At 66.2% G+C, this 16,050-nt stretch carries 15 protein-coding genes; 3 read left to right on the forward strand and 12 right to left on the reverse strand.

Features of this window, described 5'->3' with window-relative positions:
- Positions 1-1,002: amidohydrolase (locus B4L36_RS00005; RefSeq protein WP_292950589.1), on the reverse strand; the 1,002-nt coding region annotated here is incomplete at its 3' end.
- Positions 1,003-1,064: 62 nt separating this feature from the next.
- Here B4L36_RS00005 and mazG point away from each other — a divergent pair.
- Positions 1,065-1,907 carry a nucleoside triphosphate pyrophosphohydrolase gene (mazG, locus tag B4L36_RS00010; RefSeq protein ID WP_292950591.1) on the forward strand — a complete coding sequence of 281 codons (843 nt, stop codon included), beginning with the start codon at positions 1,065-1,067 and terminating at the stop codon, positions 1,905-1,907.
- 148 nt (positions 1,908-2,055) lie between these two features.
- Here the strand turns inward: mazG and B4L36_RS00015 are convergent, their stop codons facing one another.
- The 11 genes from B4L36_RS00015 to B4L36_RS00065 form a co-directional block, all read right to left on the reverse strand.
- Positions 2,056-2,982, reverse strand: a complete 927-nt coding sequence (locus B4L36_RS00015; protein WP_292950593.1) for a carbohydrate kinase family protein — start codon at positions 2,980-2,982, stop codon at positions 2,056-2,058.
- A 51-nt stretch (positions 2,983-3,033) separates the two neighbouring features.
- Complete coding sequence (locus B4L36_RS00020) at positions 3,034-4,245, reverse strand: zinc ribbon domain-containing protein (protein WP_292950595.1); 1,212 nt, start codon at positions 4,243-4,245, stop codon at positions 3,034-3,036.
- 11 nt (positions 4,246-4,256) lie between these two features.
- On the reverse strand, positions 4,257-5,381 hold the full coding sequence (locus B4L36_RS00025; RefSeq protein WP_292950597.1) for an SPFH domain-containing protein: 1,125 nt from the start codon (positions 5,379-5,381) through the stop codon (positions 4,257-4,259).
- Between the two features lie 79 nt (positions 5,382-5,460).
- On the reverse strand, positions 5,461-6,462 hold the full coding sequence (locus B4L36_RS00030; protein ID WP_292950599.1) for a DUF2927 domain-containing protein: 1,002 nt from the start codon (positions 6,460-6,462) through the stop codon (positions 5,461-5,463).
- Between the two features lie 35 nt (positions 6,463-6,497).
- A complete protein-coding gene (locus B4L36_RS00035; RefSeq protein ID WP_292950601.1) occupies positions 6,498-7,691 on the reverse strand; it encodes a toxic anion resistance protein in 1,194 nt (397 codons plus the stop codon).
- A 287-nt stretch (positions 7,692-7,978) separates the two neighbouring features.
- Positions 7,979-10,165, reverse strand: a complete 2,187-nt coding sequence (locus B4L36_RS00040) for a 3-hydroxyacyl-CoA dehydrogenase NAD-binding domain-containing protein (RefSeq protein ID WP_292950603.1) — start codon at positions 10,163-10,165, stop codon at positions 7,979-7,981.
- 11 nt (positions 10,166-10,176) lie between these two features.
- A complete protein-coding gene (locus B4L36_RS00045; protein WP_292950605.1) occupies positions 10,177-11,388 on the reverse strand; it encodes an acetyl-CoA C-acetyltransferase in 1,212 nt (403 codons plus the stop codon).
- Complete coding sequence (locus B4L36_RS00050; RefSeq protein ID WP_292950607.1) at positions 11,385-12,026, reverse strand: glutathione S-transferase family protein; 642 nt, start codon at positions 12,024-12,026, stop codon at positions 11,385-11,387. The genes B4L36_RS00045 and B4L36_RS00050 overlap by 4 nt, the downstream gene beginning before the upstream one ends.
- 289 nt (positions 12,027-12,315) lie before the next feature.
- The gene (locus B4L36_RS00055; RefSeq protein WP_292950609.1) at positions 12,316-14,085 is read right to left on the reverse strand and encodes an acyl-CoA dehydrogenase C-terminal domain-containing protein; all 1,770 of its coding nucleotides are present in this window, start codon (positions 14,083-14,085) and stop codon (positions 12,316-12,318) included.
- 4 nt (positions 14,086-14,089) lie between these two features.
- Entirely contained in the window at positions 14,090-14,488 is a 399-nt protein-coding gene (locus B4L36_RS00060; protein ID WP_292950611.1) for a MerR family transcriptional regulator, read from the reverse strand.
- An 88-nt stretch (positions 14,489-14,576) separates the two neighbouring features.
- Positions 14,577-14,957, reverse strand: coding sequence for a MerR family transcriptional regulator (locus B4L36_RS00065; RefSeq protein WP_292950613.1), 381 nt, complete (start codon positions 14,955-14,957; stop codon positions 14,577-14,579).
- Positions 14,958-15,099: 142 nt separating this feature from the next.
- Between B4L36_RS00065 and B4L36_RS00070 the strand changes: the two genes are divergently transcribed.
- Together B4L36_RS00070 and B4L36_RS00075 are read left to right on the forward strand one after the other, a co-directional pair.
- Positions 15,100-15,552: a PaaI family thioesterase gene (locus B4L36_RS00070; protein WP_292950615.1), complete on the forward strand. Its 453-nt coding sequence runs from the start codon at positions 15,100-15,102 to the stop codon at positions 15,550-15,552.
- On the forward strand, positions 15,549-16,049 hold the full coding sequence (locus tag B4L36_RS00075; RefSeq protein WP_292950617.1) for a PaaI family thioesterase: 501 nt from the start codon (positions 15,549-15,551) through the stop codon (positions 16,047-16,049). The genes B4L36_RS00070 and B4L36_RS00075 overlap by 4 nt, the downstream gene beginning before the upstream one ends.
- Position 16,050 lies beyond the last annotated feature (1 nt).

Below are 16,050 nucleotides of genomic sequence, written 5' to 3' on the forward strand. Positions count from 1 at the left end.
ATCCTCGGCCCCCATCTCGCGGCCAGCATCGGCGATGACCCTGGCCTCTCCGGCGATCTCGCGCGCGACCGCGACGGCGAAATCGGTCTCGCGCGGATCGTTCACCGTGGCCGGATAGCCCTGCTGATAGTCCAGCGTCACCGAAACGTCATAGGCCGCGCCCTGACCATCGCAGATCTGCGCCATACGGCGGCGCACCATGTCGCGGACATGCGGCTCGAAGCTGCGCACGGTTCCGCAGATCCAGGCGCCGTCGGGCACGACGTTATCCGCGCTGCCGGTATGAATCTGCGTCACCGACAGCGCCAGGTCGTCCAGCGCGTAATGGTTGCGGCTTGAAATCGTCTGGATCGCGCTGACGATGGCCACAGCCGCGACGACCGGATCGGCGGTCAGATGCGGCATCGCACCATGGCCGCCCTGTCCCTTCACATGGATGTCGAAGCGGTCCACCGCGGCCATGATCGGGCCCGGCGTGGTCTGGAAGCTGCCGGTTTCCTGTCCGGGGCTGTTATGCATCGCAAAGACGCGGCTGATCCCGAAGCGATCCATCATGCCCTCGCGGACCATGGCGTCGCCGCCGCCGCCATCCTCTTCGGCCGGCTGAAAGATCAGCGCCACCCGGCCGCCGAAATTGCGGGTCTCGGCCAGATATTTCGCCGCCCCCAGCAGCATCGTCGTATGGCCGTCATGGCCACAGGCATGCATCCGCCCGGCGACCTGCGAGGCGTGGGGCAAGCCGGTCGTCTCATCCATCGGCAGCGCGTCCATGTCGGCGCGCAATCCGATGGTCGGCCCGTCGCCCCGGCCTTCGATGATGGCCACGATGCCGCTCCGGCCGATGCCCTCGTGGATCTGGTCCACGCCGAATTCGCGCAGTCGCGCGGCCACGAAAGCGGCGGTCATGTGGCAGTCGAAGCCCAGTTCGGGATGCTGATGAAGGTGGCGGCGCCACGCGGTCATCTGGTCTGCGAAATCGGCGATGCGGTTCAGCACGGGCATGTGGACTTGCGCCTTTCTCTGTGGCAGTCGGGGCATCTGCACCGCTCGGACCGGGAAAAGCAATGGCCGATACCAGTTCCTCCTCGCGACGTCGCGATCCCCAGGCCGAGATCCTGCGCCTGCTGCGGATCATGGCCGCGCTGCGCGATCCCGAAACCGGATGCCCCTGGGATATCCAGCAGGATTTCGCCTCGATCGCGCCCTATACGATCGAAGAGGCGCACGAGGTCGAGGATGCGATCCAGCGCGAGGCCTGGGACGAATTGCCGGGCGAACTGGGCGACCTGCTGCTGCAGGTCGTCTTTCACGCCCGGATGGCGGAAGAGGCGGGATTGTTCGATTTCGCCGATTGCGCGGCCGCCATCTCGGACAAGCTGGTGTTCCGCCATCCGCATGTCTTCGGCGACGAATCCCGCGACAAGTCGGCCGAACAGCAGGTCCAGGACTGGGAGGCGATCAAGGCCGCCGAGCGGGCCGGCAAGGCCGAAGGCGGGACGCTGGACGGCGTAGCCCTGGGGTTGCCGGCGCTGACCCGCGCGATCAAGTTGCAGAACCGGGCCGCGCGGGTGGGTTTCGACTGGCCCGGTCCGGGCGACGTTCTGGCCAAGATCGCCGAGGAGACCGCCGAACTGGTCGAGGCGCAAGAGTTGTCGGACCCGGGGGCGATGGAGGAAGAATTCGGCGATCTTCTGTTCGTCATGGCCAATCTGGCGCGGCATCTGAAGATCGACCCCGAACGGACCCTGCGCCGCGCCAATGCGAAATTCACCCGCCGTTTCCGCGCCATCGAGGCCGCCCTGGCCGCCGAGGGCCGCCGCCCCGAGGACAGCGATCTGGCCGAGATGGACCGGCTCTGGAACCGCGCCAAGCTTGCCGAGAAGTCTGGCCGCGTGATTGGCGGCTGATCTTTTCGCGATCGGCTCTGCCGCCGCGCGAAGATGGGGAACGGCGGGAACGGGGATCGCCCGAAAGCCGTCAGATGAAAATGCGCGACGCGCCGCTTCTGCCCTTGGCGGAAACGGCGCGTGAGCCGTCGGGCATCGCAAGCCCCGGCTAGGGGTAGGTGACCTCGGCAGGCATTTCATGTGCCCAGGGCGGATTCGCGCCGGCGCGCGAGACGGTGATCGCGGCGGCCTGCGCGCCAAGGCTCAGCGCGCCGCGGATCTGGCCGGGGCCGATCGATGCCAGGCCCTGCTTCGTCAGCACACCCTGGCGGCGCAGGCTGGCCAGAACGCCCGCGTTGAAAGTGTCGCCCGCGCCGATCGTGTCGGCGACATTGGTGCGCACGGCCGGGGCACTGACGGTCTCGCCGGCCCAGAAAGCGCGCGCCCCCGAAGCGCCGCCGGTTTGCAGCACGATGCCGGTTCCGCCTCGCAGAACCTCGCGCGCGGCATCTTCGGACGAAAGGCCGGGATGAAGCCATTCCAGATCATCCGAGGACAATTTCACGATATCGGCGAGGGGCAGCAGGCGGGACAGGCGATCGCGAAAGGCAGCCGCATCCTGGATGAAGAACGGGCGGATATTCGGGTCGATCATCACCGGCAGATCGTGGTGATTGGCCGCCACCAGCGCCTCGATCGCGGCGCCGCAGGGATCGGGAACAAGGCTGATCCCGCCCACGAAGATCGCCTCGATATCGGCGGGCAGGGCGGGAATGTCTTCGGGCGCCAGCATCCGGCCGGCGGAACCCTCGTCGTAGAAGGCGTAATGCGCATCGCCGCCGATCAGCGTGACCAGCGCCAGCGTCGTCAGCCGGTCGGTGCGCGGGCACAGATCGACATTGACCCCGGCCTCCAGCAGCGGACGCAGCAGCACCTCGCCGAAGGGATCGCGGCTGATCGGCCACAGATAGGCGGTGGGTTCACCCAGACGGCCAAGCGCGACCGTGGTGTTATAGACCGCCCCGCCCGCCAGCGGGCGGAAATTGCCGTTCTCGGGCACCATGTCGATCAGCGATTCGCCCGCGCACAGGATCATTCCAGCCCCCTCACCATCCCGGTATGACAATCCGTCCGCACCCCGGCCGAACTACACATAACCGCCTGCCTGACCGAGATACAGGAAAACCGCCAGAGCAACCAGAGCGGCAAGAATCGCGGCCGCGATCTTCCAGACCGACCAGGGCCGCTGACCCATCACCCGCCCGGACTGGCCGTTGACCACGAAGCGGAAGCTGCGGCCGTTATAGCGATAGGCGGCGGCCCAGACCGGCAGCAGGATATGCTTGAAGGTCTCGGCCGCGTAATCGGTCTGGATCCGGTCGACGCGCTGTTCATCGCCACCGATATCGCGGCGGGCGTCGTTCAGGATGACCCCTGCCATGTCCTGGCGCGCGATGGCATGGCCGTCCGCCAGCGGGATCGTATAGCCCTCGGCCTCGAAACCGGCCAGATATTCGGGGCTGTAGGGACGCAGATGCGACAGATCCCAGGGCGTCATCCCGTCCGAGAAACGGCGCGGAAGCGAGGCGGAGGCCAGCACCAGAACATCGTTGAAGCGCCGCGTCACGCGGCCCCCAACCGGGCGCCAGCGGATGCGGCGGACCTGACGGGGCACGCGCTGCTGGCGGCCGTCAATCTCTTGAGTGACATGGATCGTTTCGTAATAGGCGTCGCCGCGCTGGCCGGAATAGGCCGAAACGGTATCGGCGTCGAATGTCCAGAAGGGCTGATAGACGCCCCGCATCCGGCGACCGCGCCGGGCATAGGCGGTCAGACCGGAGGGCGCGAACCACAGCCCGCCCAGCCAGTCCTCCATCGCCTTGCGCGCCTGTGTCTCGGTCAGCGCGAAGGGCAGGACGCCCTGCGGCTTGATCCTGCGGCTGGTGCCGGTATCGGTGACCACCGGCGTGGCGCAGAAGGGGCAGACGGCGGCATGGCTGTCGCCCGAGATCTCGAACCGGGCGCCGCAATTGGGACAGGACAGGGTGCGCACGTCTTGCGCGATGGCGGAATCCGCGTCCAGTCGCAGACCCCGATCCAGCGGCACTTCCTGAAGATCGGGGGATTTGTGCGCCGCGTCCCATTGCAGCGCGCGGCCGGTTTCGGGATTGGCGAGGATCGCGGCCTCGGCCTCGGCCCCGCCTTTCGACTGGCGCGCCGGCGCGCGCGCGGCGCCGCCACCGATGCGCTGTTCGTAGCCGCAATAATCGCAGACAAGCACCTGCTGTCCGGGACGGAATCGCAGGCTGGCGCCGCAATTTTCGCAGGGATAGCGATATTCGGTCTGCGGGGTCGGCATCGGCGCCCGGATCAGCCCGGCAACGGCGGCGGCATCATGGTAAAGAGCTGTGCCAGTTCAGGCACCTCGTCGGCGGGCAGCCAGCCGTCCTGACCGGGCGTCCAGACCAGCGTGTCGCGGCCGAACCGGCCTTCCGAGACCAGCCGGCCCAGATGGCCGCGCCCATAGGGGCCCTGCGCCTGCCCGCCCTCGGCGATGTGCCAGACCGTTTCGACCTGCCTGTCGGGCAGGGGCGGCGGCACGGCGGCGGCGGCGGGTTGCGGCGCGGGCTGCGGCTGCGGCCCCCAAGGGCCGGGCCGGGCCATGCCCATGCCCATCGCGGCCCCCATCGCCGCGCCCATTCCCGCCCCCGCGCCGCCCGGATTGCGGCTGGCGTTCAGCATCGCCTCGGAGGCCGCATATTGGCCGAACCGGTCCAGATCGCCGATGATCCCCATCGAGGTGCGCTTGTCCAGCATCGCTTCGACCGCCTCGGGCAGGCTGATATTCTCGATGTAGAATTCCGGGATCGACAGGCCGTAGGCGGTGATCACCGGTTCGATCGCGCGGGCAACCATCTTGCCCAACTGGCCGGTATTGGCCGCCAGATCCAGCACCGGGATCCCTGATCCCGCGATCATGCGCGAAAACTCCTGCGCGATCACGTTGCGGATCTGAAAGCTGATCTCGTCACGGGTGAATTCGCCGTCCGTGCCGACGATTTCGGACATGAAGCGCGCAGGCTGGGTCACGCGCATGGAATAGGTGCCGAAGGCGCGCAGCCGGACCGGGCCGAATTCCGGGTCGCGGGCGATGACCGGGTTCCGTGTGCCCCATTTCAGATCGTTGAAGCGGGTCGTGTTGACGAAATAGATCTCGGACTTGAAGGGGCTGCGGAAGCCATGGTCCCAGTGCTGAAGCCGCGTCAGCACCGGCATGTTGTTGGTTTCCAGCAGATAAAGCCCGGGTCCGAAGACATCCGCAAGCTGGCCTTCATGCACGAAGACGGCGGACTGCCCCTCGCGGACGGTCAGCTTCGCGCCGTATTTGATCGCCTTGCCGACGGTCGGAAAGCGATAGACCATGGTGTCGCGGCTGTCGTCGGTCCATTCGATGATCTCAATGAATTCGCCGCCGAGGATGTCGAAAAGCGCCATCATATGCCTCCTGGCGGCGCTGCGCCGCTGTCAATCATGGGCCAAAGCGCCTGTTCCGCGCAAGCGCGGCACCGCCCTGTCAGGCGCTTTCGCCAAGCAATTCACCGGCGATCCGGCGGACGATGGGGGCGGCTTCGGCCTCGGTCATGCCGGGCCTGAGCCGGCGGTCATAGAGAATCTGCAACAGCAATTCGTCGTGTCGGGTCAGCAGCGCGAATTCCTCGTCGTCGTTGAAGATCGAGGGCCGCGCATCGGGGCTGTCATTGGACAGGCCCATGCCCTGCGCCAGTTCCTCGTGGAGGCAGGAATCGCGCAGAAGCGGCGGCAATTCAGCGCGGATCAGCACAACGGCGCGGGAATAATCGGCGGCCGCGCCCTGGGCATAGGCGAAAGCGGTGCAGAAATTGTCGTCATCCAGATTTTCGATGATCCGGATATCCCGTTCGGGAATGCCGGGCACCAGACGCGCCAGGCGCGGGCCGATGCGGCGACGCTCGTCGTCGCTGAGCACGAGGACGATGAAATTGCCGCCGCTGGCCGTCAGCCGCACCGGATGGCCGCTGATACGGGACAGTCGCGCGGCATAGCGGCCGATCTCGGTGCGATACAGGCTGCGGGTCGCAGCATCGGCCGAGGCACCGAATTCGACCTGCATCGCCACCGGTTCCTGCCATCGCCGCAGCGGCGCGATGCGGGCGCTGGCCACCAGGTTGCCGCCATCGCGGCTGTATTCGTCACGTAGCGCGATCGCAAGAAAATCGCGGGTCAGGCTTTCGGCGTCGATCGGCGCGTCTTGCGGGATGCGGTCGCGGCGCAGCCGGCCCTGGGACAGCAGCCGCGCCTCGGTCTCGGCGTAGGCCAGGCGCTGCTGCCGGCTGTTGCGGCCGCTGGTCTGGACGGCCTGACCCGCAGCCTCGTTCGCGGCGCGGTTCCGCTGGGCACGGGCCTTGCGCAGCCTTGCCTGATCGGCGCTTTCGGCGGCGTGATGAATGTTATCGGGCCTTGGCGGGGGCGGGGCCGGACCGATCGCCGGGCCCTTGGCGCAGGCGGCCAGGACCGCCAGCGCCACAAGGCCTGGCACGGGCCGCAGGCGCGGCAGGAGGCGGCCTGCATCAATCATGACCTTGGGCTCCGGGCCGGGGGCGCGGTCTCGTCGGAGCGCCGTGCCGCGCTGGCCTGCGACAGGGCATCGCGCAATTCGCCCTCCATCCGGGTCAGATCCTCTTCGGCGGCGGCCCGGCGGGCGCGGCCCTCGTCGGCGATGCGAAGACTGTCCTCGATGGTCGAGATCAGCTGGGCATTGGCGGTCTTGACCGCATCAATGTCGAAGACGCCGCGCTCGGTCTCGGTCCGGATCGCCGCGTTGGCGCTGCGCAGGTTTTCGGCATTGCGGGTCAGCAGGTCGTTGGTCAGGTCGCTGGCTTCCTTGACCGCGCGGGCGGCCTCGGCGCTGCGCTGGATGGTAACGGCCTGGGCAAGCTGGGTTTCCCAAAGCGGCACCGTGTTCACCAGGGTCGAGTTGATCTTGGTGACCAGCGACTTGTCGTTTTCCTGCACCAGCCGGATCGAGGGCAGGGACTGCATCGTCACCTGGCGGGTCAGTTTCAGATCGTGGACGCGGCGTTCCAGATCGTCGCGGATCGCACGCAGATCGCGCAATTCCTGCGCCTCCATCACCTGATCGGCCTCGCCCGCCGCGTTCATCTCGGCATCTTTGGCCGGGATCACCCGGCTGTCCAGTTCGCGCAGCTTTTCTTCGCCGGCCGCGATATACAGCGCCAATTCGTCATAGAATTTCAGCGTCCGGTCATAAAGCAGGTCCAGCCCCTTGATGTCTTTCAGCAAACGCTGCTCGTGCCCTTCCAGGTCCGAGGTCACGCGGTCGATCTGGGTCTGGACGTTTTCGTAGTTGGCCACGAATTTCGCGAAGGGCGCCGAACGGCCCAGCAGCTTTTCCCACCACGACCGGGACCGCCGCACATCCAGTTCCGAGGTCGAGAATCCACGGATCGTGGTCACGATCTCGCGCAGGCTTTCCCCGGCCGGACCCACATCCTTGTTGCGCACATCCGACAGCATGTTCTGGCTGATTTCCTGAAGACCCGATTGCGCGGTGGTGCCAAAGCGCACGATGGAACCGGAATCGGTCAGATCGATCTCGTCCATGCGTTTGCGGATCTCGGCCGAGGTCTGCGCATCGGCCTGTTCGAGGCCGACGGGTTCGGCGCCGGGTTCGGGCAGCATGACCGAGGTCACGTCCTCGATATCCTTGCGGGCGGCCTCGGCGCGGCGGCGCGTGTCTTCGGTCATCGGCAGATCCTTTCGTGATGCTGCAGGCGGCGATGTCTGTTGCGGCGCAGCATACGGGCTTTGCGTCGCGGTTCAACAAAGCAGGGGCGCGAAAGGTTCGCCGGATTCCGGGGTGCTGTTGCCTGGCGGACACAATCGCGCGCAGATCCGGCGCTGAACCTGCGCCGCGACCGCGTTCCCGGCCGTGTGGCGCCGCGGCGGCGTTTGCAGGACCGGGCCTTCGCCGGCGGAATTTCCATCGGATTCCGCGCCGCCGGTCCAGACCGGGGCCGGCGGCGCAGGGTGGTTCAGGCAGCCTGTTTCTGCTGGCCGAATCGGCCATAGAAGGTCTGGTCCTTGGCGGCCATGTCGCGCAACAGTGCGGGGCAGGCGAACCGCGCGCCATGGCGTTCGGCCAGATCCTCGCAGATCTCGACCGCGCGGGCCGCACCCAGCATGTCGAGCCAGCCGAAGGGCCCGCCCGTCCAGGGCGCGAAGCCCCAGCCCAGGATCGCGCCGACATCGCCTTCGCGGATATCCTCCAGCACGCCATCCTCCAGCGCGCGGACGGCCTCCAGCGTCTGGGCGAACATCAGCCGGTGCTGCACATCGGTCAGGCCGGGCTGCTCATCGGCGCGCGGGTATCGCGCCGCCAGACCGTCCCACAGGCCCTGCCGCTTGCCCGTGTCGTCATAGGCGTAGAAACCCGCATTCGACTTGCGCCCCAGCCGGCCCTCATCGGCCATCCGGAACAGCACCTCGTCCACCGCCGCATCGGGATAGGCGTCGCCCATCGCGGCGCGGGTGGCCTTGGCGATCTTGACGCCCAGATCGATCGAGGTCTCATCGACCAGTTGCAGCGGTCCCAGCGGCATTCCCATCATCTTGGCGGCGTTTTCCACCAGGACCGGGTTCACGCCCTCGGCCACCATGCGGATGCCCTCGTTGATATAGGGGATGATGCAGCGGTTGGCATAGAAGAAGCGGGCATCGTTGACGACGATCGGCGTCTTGCGGATCTGGCGCACGAAATCCAGCGCCTTGGCGACGGCACGCGGGCCGGTGGCGCGGCCCTTGATGATCTCGACCAGCATCATCTTGTCCACGGGGCTGAAGAAATGGATGCCGATGAACTGTTCGGGCCGGGCGCTGGCTTTCGCCAGATCGCTGATCGGCAGGGTCGAGGTGTTGGTGGCGAAAATCGCGTCCTTGCCGATCACGGCCTCGGCCTTCTTCGTGACCTCGGCCTTGATCTGCGGATCCTCGAACACGGCCTCCACGATCAGGTCGCAGCCGTCCAGCGCCGCGTAATCCGTGGTGGCGTTGATCCGGGCCAGCACCTCGGACTTCTTCTCCTCGGTCGCCTTCTTGCGGCTGATCGCCTTGTCCAGCAGCCCCTCGGAATAGGATTTGCCCCTGTCGGCGGCGTCCTGTTTCGCGTCGATGAGGACGACCTCGATCCCGGCCATGGCGCTGACATGGGCGATGCCCGCGCCCATCATGCCGGCGCCGAGAATGCCGACCTTCGCGACCTTCTGATCGGGCTGATCGGGACGGTTCGCACCCTTTTCCAGTGCTTCCTTGTTGATGAACAGGCTGCGGATCATGGCGCCGCTGCTGGGATTCATCAGCACGTTCGTAAACCAGCGCGCCTCGATTCGCAGTGCCTGGTCAAAGGGCACCATTGCCCCCTCATAGACCGCCGACAACAACGCCCTGGCGGCCGGATAGACCCCCATGGTCCTGCCATGCACCATGGCCGAGGCGCCGACGAAGGTCATGAAGCCGGCCGGGTGGAACGGCTCGCCGCCGGGCATCTTGTAACCCTTCTGGTCCCAGGGCTTGACCAGATCGGCGTCGCTGGCACGCAGAACCCAGTCCTTCGCGGCGGCAACGGGGTCGTCCACCACCTCGTCGATCAGGCCGGCGGCCCGGGCTTTCCCGGGATCGCAAAGCTTGCCTTCCAGCAGGAAGGGCGCGGCGGCCATCGCCCCCAGCCTGCGCGCCAGCCGGGTCGTGCCGCCACCGCCGGGAAAGATGCCGACCATGATCTCGGGCAGGCCGATCTTGGCGCGGGCGTTGTCGGCCGCGAAGATGCGATGGGTTGCCAGCGGCAGTTCCAACCCGATTCCAAGTGCCGTGCCGGGCAGGGCGGCGGCGATGGGTTTGCCGCCCTTGAGCGACTTCGGATCCATGCCCGCCCGTTCGATCTTGCGCAGCAGGTGATGCAGTTTCATCACCCCGTCAAAGACGCCCTGCGCGCCGCCCTGTTCCTTCATCCCGGCGATGACGTTCAGATCCATCCCGGCCGCGAAATCCTGCTTGCCCGAGGTGATGACGATGCCCTTGACGGCCTCGTCCGCCAGCGCCTCGTCGATCAGCGCGTCCAGTTCCGCCGCGCCGTCCATCGACAGCACGTTCATCGACTTTCCGGGCACGTCCCAGGTAACGATTGCGACGCCGTCGGCGCCTTTCTCCATGGTGAAATCGGTCATGTCCTTCGCCCTCACACGCGCTCGATGATGGTGGCCGCGCCCATGCCGGACGCGATGCACAGGGTTGCCAGACCCAGGGTCTTGTCCTGTCGTTCCAGTTCGTCCAGAAGGGTGCCGATGATGATCGCTCCGGTCGCGCCCAGCGGGTGGCCCATGGCAATGGCGCCGCCGTTGACGTTCACCCTGTCGGGGCTGATCTGGAACGCCTGCATGAAGCGCAGGACAACGGCCGAGAAGGCCTCGTTCACCTCGAACAGGTCGATATCGCCGATCGACAGGCCGCTGTCGCGCAGGATCTTTTCGGTCACCGGCACCGGCCCGGTCAGCATGATCGTGGGATCGGTGCCGACCTTGGCGGTGGCACGAATGCGGGCGCGGGGTTTCAGGCCCCATGCCTTGCCGAAATCCTCGTTTCCGATCAGCACCGCGGCGGCGCCGTCCACGATGCCGCTGCTGTTTCCGGCATGGTGAATATGCTCGATATGATCCAGATGCGGATATTTCAGCATCGCCACCCGGTCGAAGCCGGGCATCGTCTCGCCCATGTCCTTGAAACTGGGTTTCAGCCTGGCCAGATCCTCGGCCTTGGTCCCGGGCCGCATGTATTCGTCGCGATCCAGGATGGTCAGCCCGTTCTGATCCAGAACCGGCACGATCGAGCGGTCGAACCGGCCCTCCTCCCACGCTCGTGACGCGCGGCGCTGGCTTTCGGCGGCCAGTGCGTCGGCATCCTCGCGGGTAAAGCCGTATTCGGTGGCGATGATATCGGCACTGATGCCTTGCGGGACGAAATAGCTTTTCATGGCCAGGCCGGGATCGACCGCGATGGCGGCACCATCGCTGCCCATGCCCACGCGGCCCATCATTTCCACGCCACCGGCGAGATACCCGCTGCCCGCGCCGCCGCGGATCTGGTTGGCGGCCAGGTTCACCGCCTCCATGCCGCTGGCGCAGAAGCGATTGATCGACAGGCCGGGGATGGATTCGTCCAGATCCGAGGCCAGAACGACGCTTCGGGCCAGACAGCCCCCCTGCTCCTTGACCTGCGTGACATTGCCCCAGATCAGGTCCTCGACCGCGTGGCCTTCCAGGTTGTTGCGCTGCTTGACGGCGTTCAGCAGCCGCGCGGACAAGGCCAGCGAGGTGACCTCGTGCAGGCTGCCATCGGCTCGACCCTTGCCGCGCGGGGTGCGGGCGGCATCATAGATGAATGCGTCGGTCATGTATCCTCCTTGGGCGCCCGGTCCGAAGGGTTTCCGGGCATCAGGTCATAGGGGCTTTTCCAGCCGGGCAGGGCGGAGATGCCGTCCAGCCAGCGGTCGATATTTGGCCAGTCGCCGCGCACGAAGCCAAAAGGCTCGGGGTAGAACAGATAGCCGCAGCAGGCGAAATCGGCGATGGTCGGGGTGTCATCAGCGACCCAGGCACGGTCGGACAGATGATCGTTCAGGATCGTCAGGGCGGCGTTCAGACGCCCCCTCAGCCAGTCGATGCCGCCCTGAGGGCGCTTCTCGGCTGGCAGGAAATTCATCAGGAACCGCAACGGTCCGGCCTGCGCCGACAGCTTGTGGTTGTCGAACATCAACCAGCGCAAGGTTTCGTTGCGGTCGCTGCCCATGAACCGCCCGGTTTTCTCGGCGACATGCATCTGGATCACGGCCGATTGCGTCAGCGTCAGGTCGCCCTCGCGAAAGACCGGCACCTCGCCCATCTTGTTGAGGGCGCGGAATTCCGGGCCGCGCGTCTCGCCATTGAAGAAATCGACGTAGACGGGTCGCCAGCCATAGCCCGCCAGTTCCATCGTCAGCGCCGCCTTGTAGGCATTGCCCGATTCGCCAAAGCACCAGAGTATTGCCGTCATCATTCCTCCTTCACCGCGGGGGCTTCGCGCCCCCGCACCCCCGCGGGGTATTTCCACAACGAAGAAGGGCACCGATTAACCCTTCTTCAACCCTGCCCTGCTAGATCCCCGATTGCGGTACAGGCTGGGGAGCCGATGACCGCCAACGGAGAAGCCGCCCCGGTTTCTGGGCCGATAACGCCTGATCCGCCGGAAGGGGGAAGAGGCCGGGGCGCACCTTCCGGTGCACATTCATTGTGCATCTTCGTTGCACAAATACCCATGCGGCCTCTCTGCCCTGAGTGCCGGATCAGAAGGCTTCCGCATCCAGTGCCATGACGGGATCGGCACCCGACTGGATACGCGCCAGATGCGTTGCCGTCATCGGCAATTGCCGCTGCATGTAATAGCGTCCGGTGGCCAGCTTGGTGGTCGCGAAGGACGCATCGCCGCCGGCCGCCAAAGCCGCGTGGGCCGCGACCGCCATCTGCGCCCACATGAAGCCAAGCGCGACATGGCCGAGCAGGTGCATGAAGTCATAGCTGCCCGCCAGCGCGTCGTCAGGGTTCTTCATGCCGCGTTCCATGAAGAACATTGCGGCCGTCTGAAGATCCTTCGAGGCGGCTTTCAGCGGCGCAATGAAATCATCCGCAAGGGGGCCTTCGGCATGGTCCTTGCAGAAGGATTTTATCATCTCGAAGAAGCCCGTGATCGGCTTGCCGCCCGCGGCCGCCAGCTTGCGACCCACCAGATCCAGTGCCTGCACGCCGTTGGCGCCTTCGTAGATCATCGTGATCCGGGCGTCGCGGACGAACTGGCTCATGCCATGTTCCTCGATATAGCCGTGGCCGCCGTAGATCTGCTGCGCCAGAACCGTCGTCTCGAACCCCTTGTCGGTCAGAAAGCCCTTGATGACCGGGGTCAGCAGCGAGATCAGCCCTTCGGCTTCCGCGTCGCCCTGATGGGCCTTGTCGATCAGATGTGCCCCCCACAGCGACAGCATTCGCGCGCCTTCCAGAAAGCTTTTCTGGTCCATCAGGCTGCGACGGATATCAGGATGCACGATCAGCGGATCGGCCGGGCCCGAGGGGTTTTTTGCCCCTGTCACGGCCCGGCCCTGCAGCCGGTCCTTTGCATAATCCACCGCGCTTTGATAGGCGGCGACTGCGCTGGCATAGCCTTGCAGGCCTACGCCCATCCGCGCCTCGTTCATCATCGTGAACATGGCCCGCATTCCCTTGTGCAGATCGCCCAGCAGCCAGCCTTTGGCACCGTCGTAATTCATCACGCAGGTGGCGTTGCCGTGAATGCCCATCTTTTCTTCGAGATTGCCGACCGAGACGCCGTTGCGATCGCCCAGCGAGCCGTCCTCGTTGACGAGGAACTTGGGCACGATGAACAGCGAGATGCCCCTGGTGCCCTCGCCGCCGCCCGGCGCCTTGGCCAGCACCAGATGGATCACGTTCTCGGCCATGTCGTGATCGCCGGCCGAGATGAAGATCTTCTGCCCGGTGATCAGATAGCTGCCGTCATCCTGCGGTTCGGCCCTGGTGCGCAGCAAGCCCAGGTCGGTGCCGCAATGCGGCTCGGTCAGGTTCATCGTGCCGGTCCAGTCGCAGCTGACCATCCTGGGCAGCCAGGTCTGCTTCTGTTCATCGGTGCCATGGGCGTGGATGGCGGAATAGGCGCCGTGGGTCAGGCCCTGATACATGTTGAAGGCCATGTTGGCGCTGACGAACAATTCGCCCGTGGCCAGGCCCAGGACATAGGGCATCCCCTGACCGCCATATTCGGGGTCGCAATCCAGCGCGGTCCAGCCGCCTTCCTTCATCTGCTCGAAAGCCGCCTTGAACCCGTCCGGGGTGCGCACCACGCCGTTTTCCAGCCGGCAGCCCTGCCGGTCGCCAACCATGTTCAGCGGCGCCAGAACCTCGGTCGACAGCTTGCCCGCCGCGTCCAGCACGGCCTCGGTGAAATCGCGATCCAGCTCGTCATGGCCGGGCAGGCCGGATTGCTGGATTTTCAGCACGTCGTGCAGACCGAATTGCAGGTCGCGGACGGGGGGGGTGTAGATCGGCATGGCTCTATCCTCTCGAGGTGTCGCGCGGGGCAGCGGCCAGCCGGTCTTCCGCATCCGCCAGTTGCTGCCTGAGATCGGCGATCGCCTCGCTCAGTTCGGCATACTGGGTTTCCATGTCCGACAGGCGTTCGCGCGCGATCCCGATGGTCGCGGCGATCTGCGTCCTGTTGGCTCCGCCCGGCTGGTACAGCTCCAGAAGCTGGCGGATCTGTTCCAGGCTGAAACCGAACCGCTTGCCGCGCAGGATCAGCGTCAGCCGCGCGCGATCCCTGCGATCATACAGCCGGTGCTGGCCGCGACGTTCGGGAAAGATCAGTTCGCGCGCCTCGTAAAAGCGCAGCGTGCGCGGGGTGACGCCGAACGCCTCGCACATCTGGCGGATCGTCATCAGCTTTTCGGACATGGGGTGCGGTTCCTCCTCGTTCACCGGCTGCCCTTCTGTGGCCACCGATAGCGCGAAGTTGACGCGAACGTAAAGATGGAACGCCGCGTCACTTCATGGTCTTCAGTTCGGCAGCGGCCGTTTCGCGCAATTCCGCCAGATCCTGCCGCGCCGCCTGAAGGTCGGCAATCTGGCGGTCCAGCACCCCCAGCTGCCGGTCGGCCAGATCCAGCCAGACCTCGTATTGCTGGCGCGAGCCCTTCTGTTCGTAGATCAGCAGCCATTGCCGGATGTCTTCCAGCGAGAATCCGAAACGCCGCCCGCGCAGGATCAGCGTCATCCGCGCGATCTCGCGCGCGCCATAGAATCGCGCCCGGCCTTCCTTTCGGGGGCTCAGCAGTTCGATATATTCGTAATAGCGCAGGGTGCGGGGCGTCACGTCGAAACGGGCGCACATGTCCTTGAAAGAGATTGTCTGCTCCTCGGCCATCCCGATCTCCCTGCCGCTGGCTCAAAGGCTAGCGTTTCGGCGCGCGCATCTCAACCGGAACGCGCATTCGGCCGGGCAGGGGTTGAGCAGCCGGGGCGGGCGCGGGTAAGCCTTGCGCGGGGCCAGGTGGCAGGAGAACGCGATGACGGACGAATCGGGCGGCTTGGACAGCGGCGATCGGGCACGGATCGCGCAGCAATTCATCGACAGCATTCCCCACGCGCGGGCCCTGGGAATGCGCGTCGACGATCTGGGCGAGGGGCGGGCCACCATCAGCATGCCCTGGTCCGAACATCTGGTCGGCGATCCGCGGACGGGGATCGTTCATGGCGGGGTCGTCTCGGCGCTGATGGACACCTGCTGCGGCGCGGCGGTGATGTCGCATCCCTCAAGCCCGCGATCCACCGCGACCATCGATCTGCGCATCGACTACATGCGCGGGGCGGCGCCGGGACAGCGGATCACCGCGCGGGCGGAATGCTATCACATGACCCGCAGCGTCGCCTTTCTTCGCGCGGTGGCGCTGGACGAGGACGGCGACAACCCGGTCGCCACCGCCGCCGGCACCTTCACCGCGGAAAGGCAGGCGCGATGATGGACCGCAACGAACCGCTGGACCAGATCAAGACGCGCCGCGATTCGGCGCTGCGGGCGCTGGCGACGGGGGTGCCCTACATGACATGGCTGGGCATCCGCTTTGATCGCAGGGGCGACGAGCTGACCGCGATCCTGCCCTTCGATGACAAGCTGATCGGCAACCCCGCGCTGCCCGCGATCCATGGCGGCGTGACGGCCGCCTTTCTGGAGGTGACCGCGATCATCGAATTGTCATGGTCCGCGATGTGGGAGGATCTGGAATCCGGCCGCATCGCGCCGGATGCGGCGGTTCCCGACAGCCTGCCGCGCCTGCCCAAGACGATCGGCTTCACGGTGGATTACCTGCGATCGGGCCTGCCACGCGATGCCTATGCCCGCGCCCGTGTGGTACGGTCGGGCCGGCGCTATGCCAGCGTCCATGTCGAGGCCTGGCAGGATAACCGCGCCCGCCTTATGGCACAGGCGACCGGCCATTTCCTGATGCCGCAGCCCTGAG

Source organism: Paracoccus sp. UBA889 (assembly GCA_002294185.1).
In the GTDB taxonomy this organism is placed as follows: Bacteria; Pseudomonadota; Alphaproteobacteria; order Rhodobacterales; family Rhodobacteraceae; genus Paracoccus.